This window comes from Micromonospora sp. NPDC048907 (assembly GCF_055586885.1).
This window is the reverse complement of the sequence record NZ_JBVJHI010000001.1, coordinates 931,799-958,639: the sequence shown is the minus strand read 5'-3', so window position 1 is coordinate 958,639 and position 26,841 is coordinate 931,799. Positions and strand designations below refer to the sequence as shown.

The window sequence follows — 26,841 nt, the reverse complement described above, 5'->3', positions numbered from 1 at the left end:
CTCTCCCGGCGTCGCACGCCGTCGGTCGTTTTCGGGCAGGGGGCATCGCGGGACGCCGCGAGGGCGGCTCCCGGAGGCCGGAAGGGGTGGGTCAGCGCACGGCGGGTAGCTGGACGTCGACCCGCAGGCCGCCGTCCTCACCGGGCCGGGCGGCGATGATGCCGCCGTGCGCCTGGGTGATCGAGCGGGCGATGGCCAGGCCGAGCCCGGCGCCGCCGCCCTGGTTGGTCCGGTCCCGGGCCAGGCGCCGGAAGGGTTCGAAGAGGCCGGCGACCGCCTCGCCCGGCACGGTCTGGCCGGTGTTGAGGACGGTCAACGCCGGGTCCCCGCCCACGGTGACGGTGAGCCGGCCGCCGGGCCGGTTGTACTTGATGCCGTTCTCCACGAGGTTGCCGACCAGGCGCTCCAGCAGCACCCGCTCGCCCGGCACGACCCGGGGCGCCAGCCGGCTCTCCACCGTCACCCCGGCCTCGGCCGCCCGGTCCGCGTACGCGGCCAGGACGGCGGTGACGATCTCGTCGAGGCGCTGCGGGGTGGAGGAGCGCAGCCCCTGGTCGCTCTCGCTGAGCGCGAGCAGGCCCTCGATGAGCCGCTCGTTGCGCTCGTTGGTGGCCAGCAGCTGGGCGGTGAGCAGGTCGAGCTGCTCGGCGGTGAGCGACTGGGCCATGCCGACCTCGATGAGCGTCCGCTGCACCGCCAGCGGCGTACGCAGCTCGTGCGAGGCGTTCGCGGCGAACCGCCGCTGCCCCTCGTAGCCGGCCGTGACCCGGTCCATCATGTCGTCGATGGCGCGGGCGAGCCGGGCCAGCTCGTCCCGGCCGCCACGGCGGATCCGGTGGCCGAGGTTCTGCGGCCCGAGGTCGGCGATCGGGTCGGCGAGGTCGCGCACCGGGCGCAGGCACCAGCGGGCCGCGCCCCAGACCGCGAACACACCGGCCAGCAGGATCAGCAGCTCGATCAGCCCGGGCAGCACCGGGACGAACGGGCGGGCGGGCTCGCACACCGCGCCGACGGTCTGCAGGTCGCAGAATTCCTGAGCCCGCCACCACACCTGGCCGAGCAGCTGCTTGCCGAGGCCGGGCAGCCAGTAACCGCCGAGCAGGGCGAGCGCCCCGACCAGCAGGACGCGGCGGCGGGGGCTCATGCCGGCTCGCCGATGCGGTAACCGGCCTTCGGCACGGTGTGGATGACCGAGGGCTGGCCGAGCTTCTTGCGCAGCGTCATCACGGTGACCCGGACCGCGTTGGTGAACGGGTCGGCGAACTCGTCCCAGGCCTGCTCCAGCAGCTCCTCGGCGCTGACCACGCCGCCGCCGGCCCGCATGAGCACGTGCAGGACGGCGAACTCCTTGGGGCTCAGGCCGAGCGGTCGCCCGTCCCGGGTGACCGTGTGCCGGGCCACGTCGAGCACCACCCCGTGCCGCTGCAGCACGGGCGGCACCGCCGGGGCGGACCGCCGGCCCAGCGCCTGCACCCGGGCCACCAGCTCGGCGAAGGCGAACGGCTTGGTCAGGTAGTCGTCGGCGCCCAGCCCGAGACCGGCCACCCGGTCCCGGATGCCGGCGGCGGCGGTGAGCAGCAGCACCCGGGTGCCGGCGTCGGACCCGGCGAGGCTGCGGCACACCTCGTCGCCGGTGGCGCCGGGCATGTCCCGGTCCAGCACGGCCACGTCGTACCGGTTGACCCCGATCCGCTCCAGCGCGCCGTCGCCGTCGTAGCAGACGTCGACCGCCATCGAGAACCGGCGCAGCCCCTCGGCCACCGTGTCCGCCAGCAACCGCTCGTCGTCCGCCACCAACACCCGCACCGCTGTCCGCTCCCCCGTGCTCCTCGTCCGTCCCGCATACGGTCCCAGGCAGGAGATAAGGGTTCCGTAAGCGCCGCCGGAGCAATCCTCCACGTCGGCGGCCGGGCGCCGGTGCCCGTCGCGCCGTCTGGGGCGTTCGTCCCGACCGGGAGGGGCCACGGGTGACCGAGGAGTGACCCGGATCACCGCGGGCGTGTGATCCCGAGGGTGCTCTGCGCGGGGAGCAGGCCGCTGGCCACGACCGCCTGGGTGACCGGGGCCACGAGCTGGGCGAACCGGCCGACCGCCGGCCCGAGCGCCCGCCACGGCGCGGCGGCCAGCTCGTCGGTCCTCCGCTCCACGTCGTCGCGGAGCCGGCGGCCGGCCTCGGTGGCCACGCCGTCGCCGTCGACCAGGCCCCGGGCGGCCAGCCGGTCCCGGGCGGCCGCCCACTCGTCGGCGGTCCACCGGCGGCTGGCGAAGACCTCCACCGGGGCGGCGCCGACCGCGGCGAAGGAGACCAGCGACTCGGCCGGGTCCAGCCCGGCGGTCCGCAGCGCGGCGACGTGGCCGTCGCCCCGGTGCTCGCGGAGGATCGTGACCGCCTGCCAGAGCGCCAGGTGCGGCGCGTCCGGCCAGGGCAGGTCGGCGTTGGCGGCGGCCAGCGGGCGGCCGCCCAGGTCGGCGGCGCGCACCGCGCGGCGGGCCAGGGTGGCGGCCTCGGCCAGCTCGGCCGACTCGACCCGGTCGCCGAGCAGGGCGCGCAGCGCCCGGTCCACGCCGGACAGCCGGGCGGCGAGCACCTTCGCGGGGTCGGCGGCGGCCCAGACGGCCGGCACGTACTCGGCGACCATCCGGGGGCTGAAGCTGTAGTAGGTGGCGGCGACCAGGTTCGGGCCGGCCGCGCCGAGCGGGGCGCTGCGCAGGGCGAAGTAGCCGGGCCAGCGCTCGTCGGTGGCCAGGCCGAGGCCGGCGGCCTCCTCGGTCAGCTCGGGCGCGTAGTAGACCAGCGCGTGCACGGGCTCGATGAGCTGCCACATCGTGCGGACCATCGCGAGTTCCATCCCGGCCTCCCCGATCACATCTTGTCGTCGTCAAGTCTGGGAGCCGGCCCGCAACTTGTCAATGACAAGTTCGGCGACGGCTTGGCGATCGGCGGTGAGCTGGGTCACCATGGGCGCGAGGAGGTCGCCGATGGCTGACCCGTGGCTCGCCCTGGAATTCGGCGCCGATCCGGCCGAGCGGATCGCTCAGGTCGGCGCCGCCCACGAAGCGTTCCTCACCGCCGGCACCACCACGGGCCGGGTCCGCGACGTGGTCCGCCGGTCGTGGGAGCGGTCCGCGCTGCTCGACCCGGAGGCCACCGCCCCGGTCGACCTCACCGACGACGCGCTGGCGAGCTACCGCGCCGCCCACCCCCTGCACCGCGTGCTGCCCCTCTTCCGCGACCTGCTCGGCGGCATCGCCCTGGACGGCGCGCACCTCATGGCGGTCTGCGACGCGGACGGACGGCTGCTCTGGGTGGAGGGGCATCCCGGCGTGCTCCGGCACGCCGAGCGGATGAACTTCGTGCCCGGCGCCCGCTGGGACGAGGCCCACGCCGGCACGAACGCGCCCGGCACCGCCCTGGCCGTCGACCACAGTGTCCAGATCTTCGCCACCGAGCACTTCGTCCGGCCGGTGCAGCGCTGGACCTGCGCCGCCGCCCCGATCCACGACCCGACCACCGGCCGGCTGCTCGGCGCCATCGACATCACCGGCGGAGACCACCTGGCCACCCCGCAGAGCCTGGCCCTGGTCCGGGCCACCGCCCGGGCCGCCGAGGCGTTCCTGGCCGGCGCCGCGCCCGCCGAACCCGACGTGCTGCACGTGGCCGCCCTGGGCCGGGACGAGGCGGAGCTGCGCGTGGCCGGCCGGCGGATCCGGCTCGGTCGCCGGCACAGCGAGCTGCTGGTGCTGCTCCTCGACCACCCCGAGGGCCGCACCGGGGAACAGCTCGGCCTCGACCTCTACGGCGACGACCGGCTGCACCCCGTCACCCTGCGCGCCGAACTGTCCCGGCTGCGCCGGGCCCTCGGCGACGAGCTGCTCGACTCCCGCCCGTACCGGCTGCGGCCGGCCGTGCGCGCCGACTTCCGTACCGTCACCGAACTGCTCGAAGGCGGCGACGCGGCGGGGGCGCTGCGGGCGTACGCCGGGCCCCTGCTGCCCGGGTCGGACGCGCCGGGAGTGACGCGACTGCGCCGGCTGATCGACGGCCAGCTCCGCGCGGCCGTGCTGGCCGCCGCGGACCCGGCGCTGCTCACGGCCTGGACCGCGACGCCCACCGGCGCCGACGACCTCGCCGCCTGGCAGGCCCTGGCGCGGGCGTTGCCGCCGGGCGCCCCGCGCCGGCCGCTCGCCCTGGCCCGGGCTCGCCAGCTCGCCGAGGAGTACGACCTGCCGCGCGCAACGTTGCTGCAACGTCGCGGAAACTAACGTCCCCGCCGTCCACCCCTGACGGACGGCGGAGGTACCCATGACGCGCTACGACGCCCCCACCCACTGGCAGTCCCGCTACGACCACTTCATCGGCGGCGAGTACGTGAAGCCGCACGGCGGCCGGTACTTCGAGAACCCCACCCCGGTGACCGGGCAGACCTTCTGCGAGGTGGCCCGGGGCACCGCCGAGGACGTGGAGAAGGCCCTCGACGCCGCGCACGGCGCCGCCGACGCCTGGGGCCGCACCTCGGTCGCCGAACGGTCGCTGATCCTCAACCGGATCGCCGACCGCATGGAGGAGAACCTGGAATCCCTCGCCATCGCCGAGACCTGGGAGAACGGCAAGCCGGTACGCGAGACCCTGGCCGCCGACATCCCGCTGGCCATCGACCACTTCCGCTACTTCGCCGGCGCGGTCCGGGCCCAGGAGGGTTCACTCGGGGAGATCGACGACGACACGGTGGCGTACCACTTCCACGAGCCGCTCGGCGTGGTCGGGCAGATCATCCCGTGGAACTTCCCGATCCTCATGGCGGTCTGGAAGCTCGCCCCGGCGCTCGCCGCCGGCAACGCCGTGGTGCTCAAGCCCGCCGAGCAGACCCCGGCCTCGATCCACTACCTGCTCTCGCTGGTCGCCGACCTGCTCCCGCCCGGCGTGGTCAACGTGGTCAACGGCTTCGGCGTCGAGGCGGGCAAGCCCCTCGCGTCCTCGCCCCGCGTGGCGAAGGTGGCGTTCACCGGGGAGACCACCACCGGGCGGCTGATCATGCAGTACGCCAGCGAGAACATCAAACCCGTCACCCTGGAGTTGGGCGGCAAGAGCCCGAACATCTTCTTCGACGACGTCAGCGCCGCTTCCGACGACTTCCGGGACAAGGCCCTCGAAGGCTTCACCATGTTCGCGCTCAACCAGGGCGAGGTGTGCACCTGCCCGTCACGGGCGCTGATCCAGCAGGGCCACTACTCGGACTTCCTGGCCGCGGCCGTCGACCGGACGCAGCAGGTCAAGCAGGGGCACCCGCTGGACACCGACACGATGATCGGGGCGCAGGCGTCCAACGACCAGCTGGAGAAGATCCTGTCCTACCTGGACATCGGCCGGCAGGAGGGCGCGCGCGTCCTCACCGGCGGCTCACGCGCGGACCTCGGCGGCGAACTCTCCGGCGGCTACTACGTCGAGCCCACGATCTTCGAGGGCGACAACTCGATGCGGATCTTCCAGGAGGAGATCTTCGGTCCGGTCGTCTCGGTGGCCTCCTTCGCCGACCTGGACGACGCCGTGAAGATCGCCAACGACACCCTCTACGGCCTCGGCGCCGGCGTCTGGACCCGGGACATCAACACCGCGTACCGGGCCGGGCGGGCGATCCAGGCCGGCCGGGTCTGGACCAACTGCTACCACGCCTACCCGGCACACGCCGCGTTCGGCGGGTACAAGCAGTCCGGCATCGGCCGGGAGAACCACAAGATGATGCTGGAGCACTACCAGCAGACCAAGAACCTGCTGGTCAGCTACTCCCCCAAGAAGCTGGGCTTCTTCTGATGGGCGACCCCGTCACCCTGACGCCCGCGGCGGCCGGCCTCATCCGGTCGCTGCGGGCGGCCCACGGGCCGATCATGTTCCACCAGTCCGGCGGCTGCTGCGACGGCAGCGCCCCGATGTGCTACCCGGCCGGCGAGTTCCGCACCGGCGGCTCCGACGTGCTGCTCGCCTCGCTCGAGGTCGACGGCGTGCCCGAGCCGGTCGAGTTTTGGATGTCCACCGCCCAGTGGGAGCTGTGGAAACACACCCGGCTCACGGTCGACGTGGTGCCCGGCCGGGGCAGCGGCTTCTCCCTGGAGGCCCCGGAGGGCGTCCGCTTCCTCATCCGCTCCCACCTGGCCCGCTGACTGTCCGAGATCTTCCAGCTCACCGGCGCCGCGGTGGTGGGATGCTGACGCCGGTCCACACCGGATCAGCCCGCACCACCGCCAGACAGGAGCCCGCGCATGCGCCCGGTCCGACAGTCCCTGCTCGCCGGCGGCCTCGCCACGATCGCCACCGCCGCCACGCTCGGCCTCGCACCCGGCGCCGCCGTCGCCGCGCCGGCCCCGAGGATCTCCGTCAACTGGTTCGGCACGGCCGACGCCCCCGCGCACACCGCCACGATCGGCGGCCGGTACGCCTGCGGCGCCGAGCGGGGCCTGGCGTACATCGAGGTCCACCTCGACCAGCGGGTCCGCCGGGGCTCGATCACCGGCTTCGGGTTCGGCGTGATCGGGGCGTGCACCGACGACCGGACCGCCGGCACCTGGACGGCGACCATCCCCGCCGACCGGGGCGCCTTCCGCGGCGGGCCCGCCACCGCCATCGCCCGCCTCGTCGTCGAGCCCAACTCGCTCACCGAGACCACCGAACCACTCCGCCTCGTCCGACACTGCGCCCGACCCTGACGGTCAGCGGGCGTCGAGGAGGGGTTGTCGCGGGTTCCACGGGTCGCCGCCGGCGGCGTCGCGGCGGCGGCGGGCGATGGCCGACAGGGCCTCCAGCACCACCCGGTTGCCGAGGTACGCGGTGATGTCGGCGTGGTCGTAGGGCGGGGCGACCTCGACCACGTCCACGCCGACCACCGGCAGTTCGTAACAGACCCGGCGGACGGCGTCGAGGAGCTGTCGGGAGGTGAACCCGCCCGGCTCGGGGGTGCCGGTGCCCGGGGCCATGCCCGGGTCGACCACGTCCACGTCGACCGAGAGGAAGACGCCCTCGCACTCGTCGGTGGCGATCACGAACGCCTCCGAGAGGCAGGAATCCAGCCCGCGCGCCACCACCTCGGTCATCTCGTACGAGCGCATCCGCTGCCCGGCCATCCAGGACAGGGTCTCCGGTCCGGGCCAGTAGCCGCGCAGGCCGATCTGGAGGAAGCGGTCGCCGCGTACCGCGCCGGACTCGATGAGCCGGCGCATCGGCTGGCCGTGCCCGTGCAGCGAGCCGAACTCGATGTCCCCGGTGTCGGCGTGCGCGTCGAAGTGCACCAGGGACACCCGGCCGAGCCCGTGGTGCCGGGCCACCCCGGTGGCGTCCGGCAGCGCGATCGAGTGGTCGCCGCCGAGCACGATCGGGATGGCCCCGGCGGCGGCGACCGCGTGCACGGCGGTCTCCAGCGCGGCCAGGGAGCGCTCGATGTCGCCGGAGAACATCTCGACGTCGCCCGCGTCGTAGACGCACAGGTCCCGCAGCGCGTCCACGCGCAGGGCCAGGGAGGGGCGGGAGCCGTCGTGCGGCAGGTAGCAGGCCTGCCGGATGGCGGACGGCCCGAACCGGGTGCCCGGCCGGTGCGAGGTGCCGCCGTCGAAGGGCGCCCCGACGATCACCACGTCGGCGTCGGCGTACGTCACCGGCTCCTCGAGGGTGCACGGCGGCACGCCGAGGAACGTCACGTCGGGGCCGTACATCGGGCCGTAGCGGGTCACCGCTCCTCCATTCCCCACGGCGAGCCGTAGCCGGTGAGCAGGTCGAGGAAGGGCACCGGAGGCAGCGCCTCGGGGCCGAGCACGCCGGTGCCGGACCAGGCCCCGGTGGCCAGCAGTTCCAGCGCCACGACGGGGTTGACGGCGGTCTGCCAGACCACCGCCTGGTGTCCGTACTCCGCCATCGACCACTCGTTGTCGACCACGTGGTAGAGGTAGACCCGGCGCGGCCGGCCGTCCACCCCGGTCCCGGTCACGTACGTGCCCGCGCAGGTCTTGCCGCGCATCCGGTCGCCCAGGGTGGCCGGGTCGGGCAGGCAGGCGGCCACCACGTCGCGGGGCGACACCTCGACGCCGCGGACGCGCACCGGGGAGACCGCGTCGAGGCCGAGCTTGTGCAGGGTCTTCAGCACCTCGATGAACTCGTCGCCGAGGCCGTACTTGAAGGTGACCCGCTTCGCCTTGACCCAGCGCGGGATGAGCAGCACCTCCTCGTGCTCCACGTTGACGCACTCGACCGGGCCGATCCCCTCGGGGAACTCGAACACCTCGGGCTCGGAGAACGGCGGGGTGGTGAACCAGCCCCGGTCGGCCTCCCAGACCACCGGCGGGTTCAGGCACTCCTCGATGGTGGTCCAGATGGAGAACGAGGGGGCGAAGTCGTAGCCGTCGACGGTGAGGTTGGCGCCGTCGCGTACCCCGATCTCGTCGATCTCGGTGAACAGCTCGTCGGCGGCGTAGCGCGCGAAGACGTCGGAGAGGCCGGGTTCGACGCCGATGCCGCAGAGCGCCAGCCGGCCGGCCTCCGCCCAGGCGGCGGCCGCCGCGAACTGCTCGTCACCGAGCTTCACGCCGGTCTCGGCGTGCGGCGCGTCCGGGTGCGGCCGGGACAGCGACATCGCCATGTCCAGGTAGTCGGCCCCGGCGGCGAACGCGCCGTCGAAGATCGGCATGACGAAGCGCGGGTCGACCGCGTTCAGCACGTGGGTGATCCGGTGTTCCCGGCAGAGCGCGGCGACCGCCTCGGCCGAGGAGGCGTCGACGGTCGCGGCGACGAACCGGTCGCCGTGGCCGGCCACCGCCCGCGCGGCGCGGGCGGGATCGTGGTCGGCGACCACCATGGTCTCGAAGAAGGAGCGGCGGGCGGCGATGGATACGGCGGCGGAGCCGACGCCACCGGCGCCGACGAGGAGGATACGCATCAGGAGTCGAACCCCAGTCCAAGACGGTCGAGAGTACGGAGCCAGAGGTTGCGCCGCCCCTCCCGCGCGTCGGCGCGGGCGAGCGACCAGCGGGTGAGGTGGATGCCGGTGGCCCGGATCGGCTCCGGCGGGAACGGCAGCGGCCTGCGGCGGACCAGGTCGAGCCGGGTCAGCGGGGTCTCCTCCCCGCCGAGCAGGTCGAGCATCACCCGGGCGCCGAACCGGGTCGCCCCGACGCCGAGCCCGGTGTACCCGCCCGCGTACGCCAGCCGTCCCTCGTAGGCGGTGCCGAAGAACGCGCAGAACCGGGTGCAGGTGTCGATGACGCCGCCCCAGCGGTGGCTGAAGCGCAGCCCGTCCAGTTGCGGGAAGGTCGTGAAGAAGTGCGACGCCAGGGCCGTGAAGGTGGCCTGGCGCTGCTCCAGCTCGGGGGCCACCCGGTTGCCGTAGTGGTAGACCGCGTCGTAGCCGCCGAACAGGATCCGGCCGTCGGCGGTCATCCGGTAGTAGTGGAACTGGTTGCCGGTGTCGGCCAGCCCCTGCCGGTTGCGCCAGCCGATGGCGTCCCGCTGCGCGGGCGTCAGCGGCTCGGTCATGAGCGCGTAGTCGTAGACCGGCACCACCCAGGCACGCAGCCGGCGCAGCAGCGGCGGGAACGCGTTGGTGGCGAGCACCACCTGCCGGGCCCGCACCGCCCCGGGGGCGGCGTCCGGGCCGCCGGCCGTGGCCGCGCGCAGCGCGCCGCCCTCGCGGGCCAGCCCGGTGACCCGGGTGTGCTCGTGGATGCGGACGCCCAGGTCGAGGGCGGCGCGGCGCAGCCCCCAGGCCAGCCGGGCCGGGTCGAGCAGGGCCACCCGGTCCCGGTCCCACATGCCGCCCAGGAACGTCGGCGAGGCCACCTCGGCGCGCACCTCGTCCCGGTCGAGCAGCCGGACGTCGTGGCCGTACCGGCGGGCCAGGTCCGCGTCCTCGGCGAGGCCGGCGAGCTGGTACGGCTCGACGGCCACCGCCAGCTCGCCGGTGCGCTCGAAGTCGCAGTCGATGCCGTGCTTCGCCACGGTGGCGGCGATGGCGTCCAGGTTCTCCCGGCCGAGCCGCTCCAGCTCGTCGATCTCGCCGGGCCACCGCTCGGCCCCGTTGGCGAGGCCGTGGGTGAGCGAGGCGGCGCAGAACCCGCCGTTGCGCCCGGACGCCGCCCAGCCGCAGGTGCCCGCGTCGACCAGGAGCACGTCCCGGTCGGGGTCGGCCTCCTTGGCCAGCAGGGCGGTCCAGAGTCCGGAGTACCCGCCGCCCACCACCAGCAGGTCGGCGTCGTGGGCGCCGGTCAGCGGCGGCAGCGGGTCCGGGCGGTCCGGCCGGTCGAGCCAGTACGGGACGGGCGCCGCGTCGGCCAGCGCCCGGCCGGTATGCGGGAGGTTCATGACGCGCTCTCGGGTGCCCCGACGGCGGCGACGGGGGCCGCGAGGGCGGCCCGCCGGGCCCGGCGGCCCCGCAGGGAGGTGGCTCCGACCAGCAGCAGCGCGATCGCGAACATCGCCGTGCCGATGACGTTGACCTGTGGCGGGATGCCCCGCTGGGCGGCGCCCCAGACGTACATCGGGAAGGTGACGGTGGTGCCGGCGTTGAAGTTCGTGATGATGAAGTCGTCGAAGCTCAGCGAGAAGGCCAGCAGCGCGGCGGCCACGATGCCGGGCAGCACCAGGGGCAGGGTGATCCGCCGGAAGGTCTGCCACTCGCTGGCGTAGAGGTCCATGGCGGCCTCCTCCAGCCGCCGGTCCATGCCGGCGAGCCGGGCCTTCACGGTCACCACCACGAACGACACGCAGAACATCACGTGCGCGATGACGATGGTCCAGAAGCCCTGGGGCACCCCGGCGGCCACGAAGAGGGCGAGCAGCGAGGTGCCCATCACCAGCTCGGGCGTGGCCATCGGCAGGAAGATCAGGCCGTTGATCCCGGACCGCCCGCGGAAGCCGTGCCGGACCAGGGCGAACGCCATGAGCGTGCCGAGGATGGTGGAGACGACCGTGGCGATCAGGCCGATCTCCATGCTGCGGACCACCGCGTCGCACATGTCGGAGGTGGCACAGGGGTGGGTCCAGTTGTCGAGGGTGAACTCGTTGAAGTCGTAGGAGAGGCGGCTCGACGGGCGGTTGAAGGAGAGCCCGGCGACCACCAGGATCGGCAGCGAGAGGTAGCCGAGGACGAGCAGCGCCACGCCCATCACCCACCGGTCGGCGAGCCAACGTCGCATCACAACACCTCCTCCGTGCCGGCCTTGCGCAGGTAGACGAAGACGATCGCGAGGATCGCCGCCATCAGCAGGAACGACAGCGCCGCGCCCTGCGGGTAGTCCAGCCGGACCAGGAACGCCGAGTCGATGACGTTGCCGATCATGTATTCGTTCGGGGTGCCGAGCAGCTCGGCGTTGATGTAGTCGCCGGTGGCCGGGATGAAGAAGAGCAGCGTGCCGGCGATCAGCCCGGGCATCGACAGCGGCAGGGTGACCCGCCGGAAGGCGCGCAGCGGGCTCGCGTACAGGTCGCTCGCCGCCTCCAGCAGCCGGGGGTCGAGCCGCTCCAGGCTCGCGTACAGCGGCAGCACCAGGAACGGCAGGAAGTTGTACGTCAGGCCGAGCACCACCGCGAACGGGGTGGCCAGCAGCCGGCCGTCGGCACCGAGCAGGTGCACGTCCCGCAGCAGGCCGACCAGGGCGCCGTTGTCGGACAGGATGGTCTTCCAGGCCAGGGTGCGGACCAGGAAGCTGGTGAACATCGGCGCGACCACGGCGACCAGCAGCAGGTTCTTCCACCGGCCGGCCTTCTGCGCGATCGCGTACGCCAGCGGGTAGCCCAGGAGCAGCGCCAGCACCAGTGCGATGGCCGAGTAGACGAACGACCGGGCGAACTGCGGCCAGTACGCGCTCAGCGCGTCCCAGTAGTTGCCGACCTCCCCCGTCATGGCGTAGCCGGTGGCCAGGGATCCACTCGGGTCGTAGAGGCTGGCCGCGGCGAGCTGGAGCAGCGGCAGGACGAAGAACACCAGCAGCCAGGCGGCGCCCGGCAGAAGCAGCAGGTACGGCAGCAATCTGCTCCGCCCCCGCCGGGGCCCCGGCGGCGCGGCCGGTTGCCCCGCCGAGGTCGGTACGTGGGCCAGGGCGCTCATGACAGCGCACCCACCGGCGGCTCGTCGAGCACCGGGCTGGTCTGGTCGTCCTCGCCGGCCGCCCGGGGCAGCAGGAAGGCGTGCCGCGGGTCCCAGTGCGCGGTCACCGGGGCGCCGACGGGCAGCCGTGCGCCGTCCCCGCTGTTCGCGGCGAACGCGGACAGCTCGCTGCCCCACGCCGTGCGCACGAGGTACTGGGTGCTCACCCCGACGTACGAGGCGTCGGTGACCACCCCGCCGACGTGCTGGTGGCCGGCGGGCACCTCGTCGGGGCCGCCGGCCAGGTGCAGCTTCTCGGGACGTACCCCGAGGAAGACCGTTCCCTGGTCGGTCCGGGCCCGCCCGGCGGGCACCGAGAAGCGCGCGCCGTGTGCGGTGACCGCCACGTCCTCGCCGCTGCGGCCGGCGGCCTCGCCGGCCAGCAGGTTGGACTGGCCGAGGAAGTTCGCCACGAACGCGGTGGCCGGGTACTCGTAGAGGTCGGCGGGTGCGCCGAGCTGCTCGATCCGGCCGGCGTTCATCACCGCGACGGTGTCGGCCATGGTCATGGCCTCCTCCTGGTCGTGGGTGACGTGCACGAAGGTGATGCCCACCTCGGTCTGGATCCGCTTCAGCTCGATCTGCATCTGCCGGCGCAGCTTGAGGTCGAGCGCGCCGAGCGGCTCGTCCAGCAGCAGCACCTGCGGGTGGTTGATGAGCGCCCGGGCCAGCGCCACGCGCTGCTGCTGGCCGCCGGAGAGCTGGGCCGGCTTGCGCCGCCCGTACCCGTCGAGCTGCACCAGGGCGAGCATCCGCTCGACCTGGTCGGTGACCGCGCGGATGCCGCGCCGCCGCAGCCCGAAGGCCACGTTCTCGTGGATGTCGAGGTGCGGGAAGAGCGCGTAGCTCTGGAACACCGTGTTCACCGGCCGCTTGTACGGCCGCAGCCCGGCGATGTCCCGGTCACCGAGCAGCACCTGCCCGCTCGTCGGTTCCTCCAGCCCGGCGATCATCCGCAGGGTGGTGGTCTTGCCGCAGCCGGACGCCCCGAGCAGGGCGAAGAACGAGCCCTGCGGGATGGTGAGGCTGAGGTCGTCCACCGCGGTGAAGATGCCGAACCGCTTGGTCAGGTTGGCCAGCCGCAGGTCGCCGGCCGGTGTCTCGCGCTCCCGCGCCTTCGTGCCCATGTCTCTCACGCCCCGATGACCTGCTGGAACTTGGTCTCGTACTCCTTCTCCTGCTTCTCGTCCAGGGCCATGAAGACCTTGGACTTCGACAGCATCGCGTCGTCCGGGAAGATGAGCGGGTTGGCGGCCAGATCCGGGTCGATCTTCTCCATCTCGGCCTGCGCCCCCTGGACCGGGCAGATGTAGTTGACGTAGGCGGCCAGCTTCGCCGCGACCGCCGGGTCGTAGTAGTAGTTGATCAGTTCTTCGGCGTTGGCCCGGTGGCTGGCCTTGTTCGGCACCAGCATGTTGTCCGACCAGAGCATCACGCCGGACTCGGGCACCACGAACTTGATCTTTTCGTCCTCGAAGCCGAGCTGGATCACGTCGCCGGACCAGCCGATGCAGGCGGCGATGTCGCCCTTGGCCAGGTCGGGGGCGTAGTCGTTGCCGGTGAACTTGCGGATCTGCTTGGAGTCCACGGCCTTCTTCAGCTTGTTCAGCGCGTCGTCGAACTGCGCCGGGGTGAAGTTGGCCGGGTCGTGCCCGTTCGACTGGAGCAGCAGGCCCATGGTGTCCCGCATCTCCGACAGCGCGGTCACCTTGCCCTTCAGGTCGGGCCGGGTGAGCAGCTCGTCGACCGTGCGGATCTCCTTGGCCACCTTGGCGTTGTACGCGAGCCCGGCCAGGCCGGACTGCCACGGGATGGCGAGCTGGTTGTCCTTGTCGAAGGAGCGGCCGCGCAGTGAGGGCAGCAGGTTCGCCTCGACGTTGGGCAGCTTCGCCTTGTCGAGCTTCTGGATCCAGCCGAGCCGGATCATCCGGGCCGCCATCCAGTCGGTGAGGACCATGATGTCGCGGCCGGTCGTCTGACAACCGGCGAGCTGGTTCTGCACCTTGCCGAAGAACTCGTTGTTGTCGTTGACGTCCTCGGTGTACGTCACCTGGATCCCGGACTTCGCGATGAACGCGTCCAGGGTGGGACGCTTGGACTCGTCCTTCTCGTCCACGTCCATGTACTGCGGCCAGTTCGAGAAGGCCAGCTTCTTCTCCGTGGCGGACAGGTCGTCGCTCTTGCAACCGGCCTCGGTCTGCTGTGCGCCCTTGGTGCCGCAGCCGGCCAGGGTGCCCGCCGTGGCGAGCAGCGCGGCCGAGCCCAGGGTCCCGGTGAGCAGACCGCGCCGGGTGAGGTGCCGGAGGGGACTACGCATGTGACGACTCCTCGGGGGTCATCGTCGGCGGCGGGACGGGGGTGGCGCGCCGGCGGGAGGGTCAGTGGCGATGGACGACTGATCCTGACATGACGTGACCTGCCTTACAAGGGATTCCGTTGCGGGAATAGCGAACGACCACGAAATACGCCAGACTGCGCCGGGGCACTACGCTCAGCACGAGGATTCGGACATGGGGAGCGGACGATGGCCAACCGGCAACTGGAGAACGGCAACGGCAGCCGTCGCGTGACCGTGCGTGAAGGCGCGAGTCACGCTCTGCTCGACGACGTGGCCAAGCAGATCATCGAGCAGCTCCAGGAGGACGGGCGGCGCCCGTACGCGACCATCGGCAAGGCGGTCGGCCTCTCCGAGGCGGCCGTGCGGCAGCGGGTGCAGCGCCTGCTCGACGCCGGTGTCATGCAGATCGTGGCGGTGACCGATCCGCTCCAGCTCGGCTTCCCCCGCCAGGCCATGATCGGCCTGCGGACCGACGGCGACCTGGAGAGCGTCGCCGACCGGCTGGCCGAGTTCGAGGAGATCGACTACGTGGTGATCACCGCGGGGTCGTTCGACCTGCTGGCCGAGGTGGTCTGCCGCAACGACGAGCACCTGCTGGAGATCCTCCAGAAGCTGCGCGGCGTGCCGGGCGTGGTCTCCACCGAGGCGTTCGTCTACCTCAAGCTGCGCAAGCAGACCTACAGCTGGGGAACCGCCTGATACGGATTCCGTTGCCGTGACAAACACCGCACGCTGAATCCGTTGCCGTTCGCCCTCGACGCTTGCGTGATCGGCATTGGCTGTGGGATAACCGTGGGCAGAGCGGCCGGTGTCACCCCTGACCGGCCCGAGACCCGATGGGGCTGACATGGCCAACGCCACCGACCACCTCTGGATGCACTTCACCCGGATGGCCAGCTACTCCGCCGGTGAGGTCCCGACCATCGTGCGCGGCGAGGGCGCGTACGTCTGGGACTCGCAGGGCCGCCGGTACCTGGACGGACTCGCCGGGCTCTTCGTCGTCAACGCCGGCCACGGCCGGACCGAACTCGCCGAGGCGGCCGCCAAGCAGGCCGGCGAACTGGCCTACTTCCCACTGTGGTCGTACGCCCACCCCAAGGCCGTCGAGCTGGCCGAGAAGGTCGCCGCGCTGGCCCCCGGCGACCTGAACCGGGTCTTCTTCACCACCGGCGGCTCCGAGGCCGTCGAGGCGGCGTGGAAGCTGGCCCGGGCCTACTTCAAGCGCACCGGCCAGCCGAACAAGTACAAGGTGGTCAGCCGCTACATCGCCTACCACGGCACCTCGATGGGCGCGCTGTCGATCACCGGCCTGCCCGGCATCAAGAGCGACTTCGAGCCGCTGGTGCCCGGCGGCATCAAGGTGCCGAACACCAACTTCTACCGGGCCCCCGAACACGGCGACGACCCCGAGGCGTTCGGCCGCTGGGCCGCCGAGGAGATCGGCCGGGCCATCGAGCGGGAGGGACCGGACACCGTCGCCGCCGTCTTCCTGGAGCCGGTGCAGAACTCCGGCGGCTGCTTCCCGCCGCCGCCCGGCTACTTCGAGCGGGTCCGGGAGATCTGCGACGCGTACGACGTGCTGCTGGTCAGCGACGAGGTGATCTGCTCCTGGGGCCGGCTCGGCGAGTACTTCGGCGCCGTCCGGTACGGCTACCAGCCGGACATCATCACCACCGCCAAGGGCATCACCTCGGGCTACGCCCCGCTCGGCGCGATGATCGCCAGCGAGCGGCTGATGGAGCCGTTCCTCACCGAGACCGGCATGTTCGCGCACGGGGTGACCTTCGGCGGCCACCCGGTCTCCTGCGCGGTGGCCCTGGCCAACCTGGAGGTCTTCGCCCGTGAGGACCTCATCGGCCACGTCCGGGCCAACGAGGGCGCCTTCCGGTCCACCCTGGAGAAGCTCAACGACCTGCCGATCGTCGGCGACGTCCGGGGCGACGGCTACTTCTACGGCATCGAGCTGGTCAAGGACAAGACCACCCGGGAGACGTTCGACGAGGCCGAGTCCGAGCGGCTGCTGCGCGGCTTCCTCTCCACCGCGCTCTTCCAGGCCGGGCTCTACTGCCGCGCCGACGACCGGGGCGACCCCGTGGTGCAGCTCGCCCCGCCGCTGATCGCCCAGCAGCAGCAGTTCGACGAGATCGAGCAGATCCTGCGCGCCGTGCTGACCGAGGCATGGTCGCGCCTCTGACCGGCGGACCGGACGGGGCCGGTTCCCGGGACACCGGGAGCCGGCCCCGTCCCGTCGGGCCCCCCGCCGGCGACACCGGGGACCGGGCCGCGACAGCCGCCGTCGGGGGCACCGACCGGACCCGGGTACGCCGGCTGCCCGACCTGGCCGTCCACGACCGGGCGACGCTGCACGCCGTCCTCGACGCCGGCCGGGTCGCGCACCTGGCCGTCGCCGACGGCGGCCAGCCGTACGCCCTGCCGGTGGCGTACGCCCGGGACGGTGAGCGGGTGCTCGTGCACGGCTCCACCGGCAGCCGGCTGTTCCGGCACCTCGCCGCCGGCGCGCCGGCCTGCCTCACCGTCACCCTGCTCGACGGGCTGGTGCTCGCCCGCAGCGCCTTCGAGTCCTCGATGAACTACCGCTGCGCCATGGTGCTCGGCACCCTCACCCCGCTCAGCGGCGAGGCGAAGGCGGCCGCGCTGCACCGCCTCTCCGAGCACCTGCTCCCCGGCCGCTGGGCCGAGATCCGGCCGCCCTCGCCGAAGGAGCTGGCCGCCACGCTGGTGCTCGCCCTGCCGCTGGACGAGTGCTCGGTGAAGGTCAGCGCCGGCCCGCCCGACGACCCCGAGGACGACCTCGACCGGCCGGTCTGGGCCGGGGTGGTGCCGGTCGTCGAGACGTACGGGACCCCGCAGCCCGACCCGCGGCTGCGCCACGACCTGCCCCCACCGGAGTGGTGATGCGCTACCAGGAGCTGTCGTACTGGCTGTCCACCGTGGCCGAGCCGCTGACGCCGCGCCCCGGCCTGCCCGGCGACACCGACGCCGACGTGGTGATCGTGGGCGCCGGCTACACCGGGCTGTGGACCGCGTACTACCTCGCCGCGGCCGAGCCGACCCTGCGGATCGTCGTGCTGGAGAAGGAGATCGCCGGGTACGGCGCCTCCGGCCGCAACGGCGGCTGGTGCTCCGCCCTGTTCCCCACCTCCCTGCCGGCACTGGCCCGCCGGCACGGCCGCGACCGGGCGCTCGCCATGCAGCGGGCCATGCACGAGACGGTCCGCGAGGTCGGCCGGGTGGTCGCCGCCGAGGGCATCGACTGCGACTGGACGGCCGGCGGCACCGTGGTGCTGGCCCGCACCGACGTACAGCTCGGCCGGGCCCGGGCCGCCGTCGCGGAAGCCCGCGAGCACGGTCTCGACGACGCCGACCTGGTGCTGCTCGGCGCTGCCGAGGCCGCCGCCCGCTGCCAGGCCCAGGGGGTACGCGGCGGCACGTACACGCCGCACTGCGCGGCCGTGCACCCGGCGAAGCTCGTCCGGGGCCTGGCCGCGGCGGTGGAACGCCGGGGCGTACGGGTCTTCGAGCGGACCCCGGTGACCGCGCTGCGGCCCGGGGCGGCGGTGACGCCGGCCGGCGTGGTCCGCGCGCCGGTGGTGGTCCGGGCCACCGAGGGCTTCACGCCGGCCCTGCCCGGCCAGCGGCGGGCCGTCGCGCCGGTCTACTCGCTCATGGTGGCCACCGCACCGCTGCCCGAGGCGACCTGGGCGGAGATCGGGCTGGCCGAGCGGGAGACGTTCTCCGACTACCGGCACGTCATCGTCTACGGCCAGCGCACCGCCGACGGCCGGCTCGCCTTCGGCGGGCGGGGCGCCCCCTACCACTACGGCTCCCGGGTCTGCCCCGACTTCGACCGGGAGCCCCGGGTCTTCACGGCACTGCGGCACGTGCTCGGCGACCTCTTCCCGGTGCTGGGCCCGGACGTCCCGGTCACGCACACCTGGGGCGGGCCGCTCGGCGTGGCCCGCGACTGGGCCGCCTCGGTGGGGCTGGACCGGTCGACCGGACTCGGCTGGGCGGGCGGCTACGTCGGCGACGGCGTCGGCACGAGCAACCTTGCCGGCCGTACCCTTGCCGACCTGATCCGCGGCGAGCAGACCGACCTGACGGCCCTCCCCTGGGTCAACCACCGCTCCCCCCGATGGGAGCCGGAACCCCTGCGCTGGCTCGCGGTCAACGCCGGCCTGAAGGTCATGTTCTCCGCCGACGAAGCGGAACGACGCACCAACCGCCCGTCCCGCCGAGCCGCCGCCTTCTCCCACCTCCTAGGCCACTAACCCCACCACCCACCCACCCGCCCACCCTCGCCGGCCACCGGAACCCCGTCGATCATGAAGTTAGCGGCACCAAAGGAGATCAAACCCGCCGCCAACCTCATGATCACCGCCTTCGGCGACCCCCGGCCGGGACGCGTCCCCGCCCCCGCGCCCCCGCTCGAGCGTTGATCATGAAGTTATTGCCACGACACGCCGAGGCGGAGGGCAATAACTTCATGATCACCGGGGCCGGCCGGGCCAGGGCGGGACGCCGGCGGGCGCGAGGCGGGACGCCGGCGGGCGCGGGTCGGATGCCGGCGGGCGGGGGGCCGACGCCGGCCAGGACAGGGCCGGACGCCGGCCGGGCGAGGGCGGGACGCCGGCCGGGCGAGGGCGGGACGCCGGTGGGCGCGGGGCGGGGCGCCGGCGGGCGTGGGGGCCGGGTTTAGTGGTTTGGGGGGATTACGCGTAGGTGGCCGCGGCGGCCCTGTTGTGGGGCCTGGGGGGTCGGGTGGTCGTTGTCCGACGGCGGGCGTGGAGGCGCCGGGCGGGCGGCCTCGCGGACGGCCTCGGCCAGGGCGACCAGGTCGTCGGTGGTGGGCGGCGGGGGCTCGAACTCGCCCTCGTGGCGCACCACGTCCCAGCCGCGCGGGGCGGTCAGGTTGCGGGCGTGCGGCTCGCACAGGTCGTACGTGTGCGGCTCGGCGAACGCGGCGAGGGGTCCCACCACGGCCGTGGACTCGTTGTAGACATAGGTCAATGTGGCGACCGCTTGCCGGGGGCAGCCGTTACGGGAGCAGCGCCGTGGTGACCTCACGGCGGCAGGGTATCTCCATTACCGGGTGCGGCGCACCGCTTCGCGTTGCGACACGCCCGTCATGGTGATCACATTCGTCCGATCGGCCGCTCGGCGCGCCGGGCCGGCGGCGCGACGGCGGGCGGCCCGGGTGCGCGGGCTACCCTGTGCGTCATGACGAGCCCGGAAAACCGCCGCCCCGGCTCCGGCCGGCGCACCCACCGCGACCGCCACGGGCGGGGCCTGCGGGGGCGGCTGGTACCGGCCACCGTGCCGCTGGCGCGGACCAAGGCCGAGGTCTTCGACGACCTGGTGCTGGACACGGTGGAGACGCTCGAACGCCGCTTCGCCAAGGAGTTGGCCGGGGTCGAGTTCGCCGTCGAGGACGTCCCGCCGGACTTGAACGTCTACGACTCGGACGTGCTGGAGGACGGCGAGGTGCCGCTCGCCCGCCTGCTGCCCGGTCGCCCGGGCCGGCAGGAGGTGCCGCCGCGGATCGTGCTCTACCGGCGGCCGCTCGAGTTCCGCGCCATGGACCGCGAGGACCTCGCGGACCTCGTGCACGACGTGATCATCGAGCAGGCGGCGAACCTGCTCGGCGTCGACCCCGACGAACTGGCCTGAGCCGGCCCCCGCCGACCGTCGCCGCGTCCCGGCCGGCCCCCGCCGGCCGGGTCGTCGGCCCCGGGCCCCGGGCGGCCCCCACCACCCGGTCCGGTACGCGCGTCAGGCGGCGACCCGCCGCTTGAGCTTGCGCCGCTCCCGCTCGGAGAGCCCACCCCAGATCCCGAACCGCTCGTCGTGGCCGAGCGCGTATTCGAGACACTCCGTCTTCACTTCACACCGCGAGCAGATGCGCTTCGCCTCGCGGGTCGAGCCGCCCTTCTCGGGAAAAAACGCCTCCGGGTCGGTCTGCGAGCACAGCGCCCGCTCCTGCCACTCCGGCGCGTTTCCGAGCAGGTCGGCCACCTCGAGCTGGCCGTCCATCCGTTGCCTCCTTGTCGCGCACCGGCGTCATCGCCGCTGCAACCCCCCACGCGAAAGGCGTGCTTGTTCGTCCGGTCACAATTTGTTGCGTTCCGCGCGAACAACCCCATTCAAATTACACGCGTGTAATGCGTGCGCCGTCAAGCCAAACTTGATAATGGAGTCGCCCTCCCGACACGTTCCGGACGGCCGTGGTGGCCGCCCGACCCTCGCAACCTGCCCTATCGATTCAGACCCCGGACGAGTAACGCCCTCCCCGGCGAGTTCCCCAAGTTTTCTGCCGTGGCGCACCGGTGTGGACACCCCCGGTGGCCCCCGGTGGAGGCTTCCGGCGGGCCGCGCCCGGGCGGTCGTCGTGACACCGTCCAAGATCAGCATTTGTGGGGCACAAGGTTAACCCGACCCGGACGGTACCGCCCGTCGAGGCCGCAGACGCCGGCCGCGCCCCGCCCACGATGTGGACGAGGCGCGGCCGGGCGGCTGCGTGGCCGGTCAGTCCATTCCCGGCGGTGAGCTGGCCGGCCAGACGAATTCGGCGATCGCGCCGCCGGTCACCGGGATCGCGCCGGCGGGGGTGTTGTCGTCCCACCAGACGGTATAGAGACCGGCCGGCAGGTCCGGGTAGACGGCGCTGTGGACCACCCCGTCGCGGACGTGCCGTTCGCGTACGGCCGAGTGGGTGCGCGGCTCGTCCCGGTCGGCGCGGCTGATCTCGATCTCGCGGCCGTGCAGCTCGCGTCCGGTGTGGATGATCAGTGCGCCGGAGTCGCCGCCCAGGTCGAGCACGACGCTGCCGCTCTCCGAGGGGCCGAGGGTGTGGTGCTGGCCGTGCACGTGCCCTCCCCGCTCAGGACTTCTTCACCGGCGGGTTGTTGAACCCGTCGTACGGCGTGCCGAGGAACGGGAAATCGCCCAGGAAGGGCGCGGTCACGTCGGCGGCGCTCAGGCCCGGGGTCACGGCGGTCGCCGCCGCGTCCGGCTTGAACGTCTTGTCGACAAGCGGCACGGTGAGCCCGGCGATGGCCCGCAACGCGATGGTGACCACGTCGTCACCTACCCGCCGGCCGTTCGGGAAGCCCGCCAGGTCACCGCCGAGCACGCCGAAGCGGTCCGGCTTGGGGCTGGGCCGGATCGCCGTGTTCAGCCGCAGCATGTCGGCCTGCAGGTCCCCGGTGGTGTTGGCGAAGCCGTCGATCAGCCCGGCCGGCACGCCGGTGAGCAGGATCGCCACCAGGTCGGCCCGCGGCTTCTTCGACTTGTTCAGCGCGTCCAGGTTGGGGAACACGCCCGGGTACAGCGCGGGCAGGAGCGCGGCCAGCTCGGGATGCTCGACGAACTGCGCGAACCGCTTGTCCTCGGTGGGCGGCAGCGTGTTCCACAGGTCCTTCTTGGACATCGGCACGACGACCTCGTTGAATAGAGGGTTGCCCAGCCGGGAGACCTGGGTGAAGGGGCCGGCGGCCGTGTCCGCGGCGGCCCGGTCGCCGAGGACGCGGACCTGCTGGCGGGAGGCCGTCGTCCAGACGCCGATGGTCGAGGCGCGGTCGGCGTAGCCGTACCGGCTGGCCTTGCGCCGGACCTTGGCGAGCGGGACCTGCACGGCGATGCTGTGCACGTTCAACCGGTCCAGCGCGTTGACCGGCTCGCCCTCGGTCTTGAACAGTTTCTTGCCGGCCACGTGCAGCTGCTGGAAGGGGCGCAGCGTGCCGAGGTCGAAGATGGCGCCCAGGTCGACGAAGAAGCCGTCGGCCCGCTGGCCGGCGAAGACCTTCTCCCCGGTCGACAGCCGGAACGTCGCCTGCCGCACCAGGTTCTGGTACCCGGGCGTGGACAGCGGCCCCACGTTGCACGGCGGGCAGGGCAGCTTGTGCGCCAGCACGTGCTCCCGGCCGTCGGCGATCCGGGTCAGCCGGTAGAACTGGCGCCGGTTCCAGTTCTTGCTGTCCAGCGACTCGATCGGCCCGGTGTTGTAAAGAAAGCTGTTCGGATTCGAGATCTCCGTGGTGAATTCGAAACGATAGGTGACGTCCGGATTTCCGTCGCCGTCGTTGTCGACGTGAATCTCGTACCGGACGTCGTCGCCGAACTCGAAGAAGTTGGGGCCGCCGGAGGGAAGCTGCACCGGCACGTAGTTGGCGATCAACGTGACCGTGTCGGGCTGGCTCGGGCTGACGAACGCGTACAGGTCGGAGCTGTCGGCGACCGGATCCTTGGCTATCTCCGGGGCCTCACGGTGAGAGGACATGGCGGACCACACCTTCGTCGGGAGTAACGGAAGTCGGTACCGGCGCCGGGAGCCCGCGCCGGGAGGGCCGCGCCGGGGGCGCGGGGGCGATCAGCGCCGTGCGGCGGCGCGGACCAGGCGGTCGGCCAGGCCGCGGTCGCGTACCTGGATCCGGGTCGTGCCGACGAAGACGTCCAGCGCGCCGGAGGCCGCGTCGCGGACGTGGACCACGATCGGCTCGTCACGCCGGCCCGCGGAGGGGGCGTTCTGCGCGGCGGACAGGCCCGGCACGGTGAGTGCGGCGGCGCCCAGGGTGGCGCTCGCGGCGGCGGTCAACGTCTGCCGACGGGTCAGTCGCGGCCAGGGCCGCCGCTTCGGCTCATCAGTGGTCATGGGCAACCTTTCCGGGCCGGCGCCGTAGCGCCCACGCTGGACCGGGGCCCGGACGCCGCCGGGTGCCCCGGGCTCGGGGATGCCGGCGGCGGTCCTCGCCGCAACCGCCGCCGGCATCCACTGGTACGGCCGGCGGCGGGGAAAGGTTCGACGCTACGCGCCGACGTGACCGTACGCGGTCGTCCGCTTGCGGACCGGTCGGCCCGCCGCCGCCGCGATCCCCCGGAGCTGCTCCTCGGTGCGGGCCGAGCCGTTGCCCGAGCCGGCCATGCGGGAGATGGTCTCCTCCATGAGGGTGCCGCCCAGGTCGTTGCAGCCACCCTGGAGCATGGCGACCGTGCCGGCGTCGCCGAGCTTCACCCAGGAGCACTGGATGTTGGCGATGCGGCCGTGCAGCAGCAGCCGCGCCATCGCGTGCACGACCCGGTTCTCGCGCCAGGTCGGGCCGGGACGGGCGATGCCGGCCAGGTAGATCGGCGCGTTGGTGTGCACGAACGGCAGCGCCACGAACTCGGTGAAGCCGCCCGTGCGGTCCTGCAGGCCGGCCAGCACCCGGAAGTGGGCCAGCCACTGGCCGGGGTGGTCGACGTGGCCGTACATCATGGTGGAGCTGGAGCGGATGCCCAGCTCGTGGGCCGTGCCGACCACCTCGACCCAGGCGGCGGCCGGCAGTTTGCCCTTCGTGAGCACCCAGCGCACCTCGTCGTCGAGGATCTCGGCGGCGGTGCCCGGGATCGTGTCCAGGCCGGCCTCGCGCAGCTGGAGCAGCCACTCCTTCACGGGCACGCCCGCCTTGGCGGCGGCGGTGACGATCTCCATGGGGGAGAACGCGTGGACGTGCATCCCCGGCACCCGCGTCTTGATCGCCCGGATGATGTCGGCGTAGCCGGTGACCGGCAGCTTCGGGTCGATGCCGCCCTGGAGGCAGACCTCGGTGGCGCCGGCCGCCCACGCCTCCTCGGCCCGGTCGGCGACCTGCGCCACGGAGAGCCGGAACGCGTCGGCGTCGCTCTCGCGCTGGGCGAAGGCGCAGAACCGGCAGCCCACGTAGCAGACGTTCGTGAAGTTGATGTTGCGGTTGACCACGTAGGTGACGTCGTCGCCGACCGCGTCCCGCCGCACGTCGTCGGCGATCCGGCACAGCTCGTCCAGCGCCGGGCCGTCCGCGCCGAACAGCGCCAGCGCCAGCGCCTCGTGCGCCGGTTCGAGCAGCGCGGCCGGGTCGTCGGCGGCCAGCCGCAGACCGGCCCGCAGGTCGGGGTCGCTGGTCACGGCGGCCGGCACGGCGACCTTCGCGGCCACCTCCGACCAGTCGCCGTAGACGTCGTCGAAGTCGCCCCGCCGGTCCCCGGTCCGGCCGGTGGTGTCGATGGTGACGTGCAGGTCGGTCCGGCCGCCGAACACCTCCTCCGGCTCCTGCCACGGCCGGCCCACCGGCAGCGCCGCCTCGACGGCCAGCCCGGTCTCCGGGTCGGCCAGGGCGGTGACGTGCGGCAGCAGGCGCGGGTCGAGCCAGGGGTCGCCGGCCCGGACGTACTCCGGGTAGACGGTCAGCCGCTCGCGCAGGGTGAAGCCGGCCTGCCCGGTGCGCCGGGCCAGCTCGTCCAGGTGCGGCCAGGGGCGCTCGGGGTTGACGTGGTCCGGGGTGACCGGCGAGACGCCGCCCCAGTCGTCGATGCCGGCGCGCAGCAGCAGGTCGTACTCGCCCTCGATGAGGTTGGGCGGTGCCTGGATCCGGGCCTTCGGGCCGAGCAGCACCCGGGCCACCGCCACCGTGGCCGCGAGGTCGTGCAGCTCCGCGTCGGGCATCCCACGCATGGCGGTGTCCGGCTTGGCGCGGAAGTTCTGCACGATAACCTCCTGCAGGTGGCCGTACTCCCGGTGCGCCCGGCGGATGGCGAAGAGCGCGTCGACCCGCTCGGCCAGGGTCTCCCCGATGCCGATCAGCAGCCCGGTGGTGAACGGCACGCCGACCCGGCCGGCGTCGTCGAGCACCCGCAGCCGCACCGCCGGCTCCTTGTCGGGAGAGCCGTAGTGCGGGCCGCCCGGCTCCGACCAGAGCCGGGTGGCGGTGGTCTCCAGCATCATGCCCATGCTCGGCGCGACCGGCTTGAGCCGCTGCAGCTCCGACCAGGACAGCACGCCCGGGTTGAGGTGCGGCAGCAGGCCGGTCTCCTCCAGCACGGCCACGGCGCAGGCGCGCAGGTAGTCGAGGGTGGAGTCGTAGCCCCGCTCGTCCAGCCACCGCCGGGCCGCCGGCCAGCGCTCCTCCGGGCGGTCGCCCAGGGTGAACAGCGCCTCCTTGCAGCCCTGCGCGGCGCCTTCCCGGGCGATGGCCAGGACCTCGTCCTTCTCCAGGTACGCGGCCGGCAGCCGGTGCGGCACCGTGGCGAACGTGCAGTAGTGGCAGCGATCCCGGCACAGCCGGGTCAGCGGGATGAACACCTTCTTGGAGAAGGTGACGACGCCCGGGCGGCCGGCCTCCCGCAGCCCGGCGTCGCGGATCTCCCCGGCGATCCGAAGCAGCTCGTCCAGGGCCGCGCCACGCGCGGTGAGCAGCGCGCTCGCCTCGGCCACGTCCAGCGCCCGGCCGGTGGCGGCCCGGCCCAGGGCCCGCCGGACGCTCGCCTCGGTCGGCACGGGCTCGGTGCGATCAACCATCCGCCCAGCCTATGCGCTGGCCGGTCCCGACCCGCCCGCCCCCGACGAGGAGGCGGGCGGCTGGCCGGGAAAGCGGGATCTCAGCGCGGGAAGTTCGGGTCCTCCCGGTCGAAGCGCTGCGTGCGGTCACCGTCCGGCGGGGCCGGCTGGCCGGGGTCGGCCGGCTGGCGCGGGATCGCCTGGGTCGGGTCCGCCGACGGCGGCTGACCGAAGGGCGGCGCCGTGTGCGGGGCACCGCCGTACGGGGGCGCGGACTGCGGCCCGGCGAACGGCGGACCCGACTGCGGGGCGCCGAACGGCGGGCTCGACTGCGGGGCGCCGAACGGCGGGCTCGACTGTGGCGCGTGCGGCGGGGCGGTGTTGAACGGCGGCGCGGGCTGCGCCGGGCCGTACGGGCCGGGCTGGGGGTAGCCGCCCGGCTGCTGCGGCGCGCCGGGGTAACCGCCCGGGGCCGGGTAGCCGCCGGGGTGGCCGGGCTGCTGCGGCCAGCCGGGCTGCGCCTGGCCGTAGACACCGGGCTGCGGCTTCGGCTTCGGGACGTAGTAGAGGGTCCGCCAGACCTTGAAGACCACGAACGCGGCGATCGCGAACACGGCCAGCCAGGCCAGCCGGGTGAGCAGGCCGAGGAAGGCGTCCAGCACCTCCCCGTCGGCGAGCCGGCCGACCAGCCAGATCAGGAGGGTCAGCGCGCCGAACACCGCGGCGACGGCGTACTCGACAAGCGCGACCTGGGTGATCAGCTTCGCCTTCGGCAGCACCGGGCGGACGTGGGTGGCCAGCAGCACGGCCAGCACCGGCAGGACTGTCGACTCCAGGCCGATGAAGGCGAAGTAGGTGCTCCCGGCCCGGCCGCTGAACGTGCTGTAGTCGTCGACCGGCACCAGCAGGCGCAGCAGGCCGACGAAGAGCAGCACGGCGTTCGCGCCGAGCAGGACGAGCGCGGCCAGTTCGCGCAGCGGCTTGGTCAACTGGCTGGCCTGCGTGGTGTCGCCCGACGCGGGCTCGGCGGGGCTGGTCACGGACTCCCCCTGGGGACGAAAACGGACAGTTGC

At 73.2% G+C, this 26,841-nt stretch carries 26 protein-coding genes; 9 read left to right on the top strand and 17 right to left on the bottom strand.

Translation table 11 applies throughout. The annotated features are described in order from the left end of the window. Positions 1-91 precede the first annotated feature (91 nt). From ACZ6PY_RS04780 to ACZ6PY_RS04770, 3 genes are all read right to left on the bottom strand, one after another. A complete protein-coding gene (locus ACZ6PY_RS04780) occupies positions 92-1,144 on the bottom strand; it encodes a sensor histidine kinase (protein ID WP_466069216.1) in 1,053 nt (350 codons plus the stop codon). Continuing rightward, positions 1,141-1,806 (bottom strand): response regulator transcription factor, encoded by a 666-nt coding sequence (locus tag ACZ6PY_RS04775; protein ID WP_466069214.1) that lies wholly within the window; start codon positions 1,804-1,806, stop codon positions 1,141-1,143. The genes ACZ6PY_RS04780 and ACZ6PY_RS04775 overlap by 4 nt, the downstream gene beginning before the upstream one ends. A 182-nt stretch (positions 1,807-1,988) precedes the next feature. Further along, positions 1,989-2,849, bottom strand: a complete 861-nt coding sequence (locus ACZ6PY_RS04770; protein ID WP_466069212.1) for an SCO6745 family protein — start codon at positions 2,847-2,849, stop codon at positions 1,989-1,991. Positions 2,850-2,979: 130 nt separating this feature from the next. Here ACZ6PY_RS04770 and ACZ6PY_RS04765 point away from each other — a divergent pair, with 130 nt between their 5' ends. The 4 genes from ACZ6PY_RS04765 to ACZ6PY_RS04750 all read left to right on the top strand — a co-directional run bounded on the left by ACZ6PY_RS04765 (position 2,980) and on the right by ACZ6PY_RS04750 (position 6,699). After that, the gene (locus ACZ6PY_RS04765) at positions 2,980-4,263 is read left to right on the top strand and encodes a GAF domain-containing protein (protein WP_466069210.1); all 1,284 of its coding nucleotides are present in this window, start codon (positions 2,980-2,982) and stop codon (positions 4,261-4,263) included. 40 nt (positions 4,264-4,303) lie between these two features. Beyond that, entirely contained in the window at positions 4,304-5,809 is a 1,506-nt protein-coding gene (adh, locus tag ACZ6PY_RS04760; RefSeq protein WP_466069208.1) for an aldehyde dehydrogenase, read from the top strand. Beyond that, positions 5,809-6,156, top strand: a complete 348-nt coding sequence (locus tag ACZ6PY_RS04755) for a DUF779 domain-containing protein (RefSeq protein WP_262286605.1) — start codon at positions 5,809-5,811, stop codon at positions 6,154-6,156. Before adh ends, ACZ6PY_RS04755 begins: the two co-directional genes overlap by 1 nt. A 99-nt stretch (positions 6,157-6,255) precedes the next feature. Further along, positions 6,256-6,699, top strand: a complete 444-nt coding sequence (locus tag ACZ6PY_RS04750; protein ID WP_466069206.1) for a hypothetical protein — start codon at positions 6,256-6,258, stop codon at positions 6,697-6,699. 3 nt (positions 6,700-6,702) lie between these two features. On the opposite strand, the gene speB is transcribed toward ACZ6PY_RS04750, so the two are convergent. Genes speB through ACZ6PY_RS04715 form a run of 7 tightly spaced genes read right to left on the bottom strand, consistent with a single transcriptional unit; the run spans position 6,703 to position 14,436 of the window. Continuing rightward, positions 6,703-7,716, bottom strand: a complete 1,014-nt coding sequence (gene speB, locus ACZ6PY_RS04745) for an agmatinase (protein WP_466069204.1) — start codon at positions 7,714-7,716, stop codon at positions 6,703-6,705. After that, a complete protein-coding gene (locus ACZ6PY_RS04740) occupies positions 7,713-8,915 on the bottom strand; it encodes a saccharopine dehydrogenase family protein (protein ID WP_466069203.1) in 1,203 nt (400 codons plus the stop codon). Before ACZ6PY_RS04740 ends, speB begins: the two co-directional genes overlap by 4 nt. Next, complete coding sequence (locus tag ACZ6PY_RS04735; protein WP_466069201.1) at positions 8,915-10,336, bottom strand: NAD(P)/FAD-dependent oxidoreductase; 1,422 nt, start codon at positions 10,334-10,336, stop codon at positions 8,915-8,917. The genes ACZ6PY_RS04740 and ACZ6PY_RS04735 overlap by 1 nt, the downstream gene beginning before the upstream one ends. Beyond that, positions 10,333-11,169, bottom strand: a complete 837-nt coding sequence (locus tag ACZ6PY_RS04730) for an ABC transporter permease (protein WP_466069199.1) — start codon at positions 11,167-11,169, stop codon at positions 10,333-10,335. The genes ACZ6PY_RS04735 and ACZ6PY_RS04730 overlap by 4 nt, the downstream gene beginning before the upstream one ends. Further along, positions 11,169-12,080, bottom strand: coding sequence for an ABC transporter permease (locus ACZ6PY_RS04725; RefSeq protein WP_466069197.1), 912 nt, complete (start codon positions 12,078-12,080; stop codon positions 11,169-11,171). Before ACZ6PY_RS04725 ends, ACZ6PY_RS04730 begins: the two co-directional genes overlap by 1 nt. Further along, positions 12,077-13,246 carry an ABC transporter ATP-binding protein gene (locus tag ACZ6PY_RS04720; protein ID WP_466069196.1) on the bottom strand — a complete coding sequence of 390 codons (1,170 nt, stop codon included), beginning with the start codon at positions 13,244-13,246 and terminating at the stop codon, positions 12,077-12,079. The genes ACZ6PY_RS04725 and ACZ6PY_RS04720 overlap by 4 nt, the downstream gene beginning before the upstream one ends. Positions 13,247-13,251: 5 nt before the next feature. Then, a complete protein-coding gene (locus tag ACZ6PY_RS04715) occupies positions 13,252-14,436 on the bottom strand; it encodes an ABC transporter substrate-binding protein (protein ID WP_466069195.1) in 1,185 nt (394 codons plus the stop codon). A gap of 207 nt (positions 14,437-14,643) precedes the next feature. Here ACZ6PY_RS04715 and ACZ6PY_RS04710 point away from each other — a divergent pair, with 207 nt between their 5' ends. From ACZ6PY_RS04710 to ACZ6PY_RS04695, 4 genes are all read left to right on the top strand, one after another. Further along, positions 14,644-15,156 carry an Lrp/AsnC family transcriptional regulator gene (locus ACZ6PY_RS04710; RefSeq protein ID WP_151464013.1) on the top strand — a complete coding sequence of 171 codons (513 nt, stop codon included), beginning with the start codon at positions 14,644-14,646 and terminating at the stop codon, positions 15,154-15,156. 148 nt (positions 15,157-15,304) lie between these two features. Continuing rightward, entirely contained in the window at positions 15,305-16,651 is a 1,347-nt protein-coding gene (locus tag ACZ6PY_RS04705; protein ID WP_262286614.1) for an aspartate aminotransferase family protein, read from the top strand. Further along, positions 16,636-17,373, top strand: coding sequence for a pyridoxamine 5'-phosphate oxidase family protein (locus ACZ6PY_RS04700; RefSeq protein ID WP_466069193.1), 738 nt, complete (start codon positions 16,636-16,638; stop codon positions 17,371-17,373). Before ACZ6PY_RS04705 ends, ACZ6PY_RS04700 begins: the two co-directional genes overlap by 16 nt. Then, the gene (locus ACZ6PY_RS04695; protein ID WP_466069191.1) at positions 17,373-18,749 is read left to right on the top strand and encodes an NAD(P)/FAD-dependent oxidoreductase; all 1,377 of its coding nucleotides are present in this window, start codon (positions 17,373-17,375) and stop codon (positions 18,747-18,749) included. Before ACZ6PY_RS04700 ends, ACZ6PY_RS04695 begins: the two co-directional genes overlap by 1 nt. A 424-nt stretch (positions 18,750-19,173) precedes the next feature. Here ACZ6PY_RS04695 and ACZ6PY_RS04690 read toward each other — a convergent pair whose 3' ends face one another. Continuing rightward, positions 19,174-19,545, bottom strand: a complete 372-nt coding sequence (locus ACZ6PY_RS04690) for a DUF3499 domain-containing protein (protein WP_466069189.1) — start codon at positions 19,543-19,545, stop codon at positions 19,174-19,176. Between the two features lie 153 nt (positions 19,546-19,698). On the opposite strand from ACZ6PY_RS04690, the gene ACZ6PY_RS04685 reads away from it, so the two are divergent. Further along, a complete protein-coding gene (locus ACZ6PY_RS04685; RefSeq protein ID WP_466069187.1) occupies positions 19,699-20,148 on the top strand; it encodes a metallopeptidase family protein in 450 nt (149 codons plus the stop codon). Positions 20,149-20,250: 102 nt separating this feature from the next. Here ACZ6PY_RS04685 and ACZ6PY_RS04680 read toward each other — a convergent pair whose 3' ends face one another. The 6 genes from ACZ6PY_RS04680 to ACZ6PY_RS04655 all read right to left on the bottom strand — a co-directional run bounded on the left by ACZ6PY_RS04680 (position 20,251) and on the right by ACZ6PY_RS04655 (position 26,808). Next, positions 20,251-20,511 carry a WhiB family transcriptional regulator gene (locus tag ACZ6PY_RS04680; RefSeq protein ID WP_013284161.1) on the bottom strand — a complete coding sequence of 87 codons (261 nt, stop codon included), beginning with the start codon at positions 20,509-20,511 and terminating at the stop codon, positions 20,251-20,253. Between the two features lie 492 nt (positions 20,512-21,003). After that, positions 21,004-21,345, bottom strand: coding sequence for a phospholipase (locus ACZ6PY_RS04675; RefSeq protein ID WP_466069185.1), 342 nt, complete (start codon positions 21,343-21,345; stop codon positions 21,004-21,006). A 13-nt stretch (positions 21,346-21,358) separates the two neighbouring features. After that, positions 21,359-22,756 (bottom strand): DUF4331 domain-containing protein, encoded by a 1,398-nt coding sequence (locus tag ACZ6PY_RS04670; protein ID WP_466069183.1) that lies wholly within the window; start codon positions 22,754-22,756, stop codon positions 21,359-21,361. A gap of 90 nt (positions 22,757-22,846) precedes the next feature. Further along, positions 22,847-23,128, bottom strand: coding sequence for a hypothetical protein (locus ACZ6PY_RS04665; RefSeq protein ID WP_466069182.1), 282 nt, complete (start codon positions 23,126-23,128; stop codon positions 22,847-22,849). Positions 23,129-23,281: 153 nt separating this feature from the next. Continuing rightward, positions 23,282-25,789, bottom strand: a complete 2,508-nt coding sequence (locus ACZ6PY_RS04660) for a bifunctional FO biosynthesis protein CofGH (protein ID WP_466069180.1) — start codon at positions 25,787-25,789, stop codon at positions 23,282-23,284. An 80-nt stretch (positions 25,790-25,869) separates the two neighbouring features. Next, positions 25,870-26,808, bottom strand: coding sequence for a hypothetical protein (locus tag ACZ6PY_RS04655; protein ID WP_466069178.1), 939 nt, complete (start codon positions 26,806-26,808; stop codon positions 25,870-25,872). Positions 26,809-26,841: the final 33 nt, after the last annotated feature.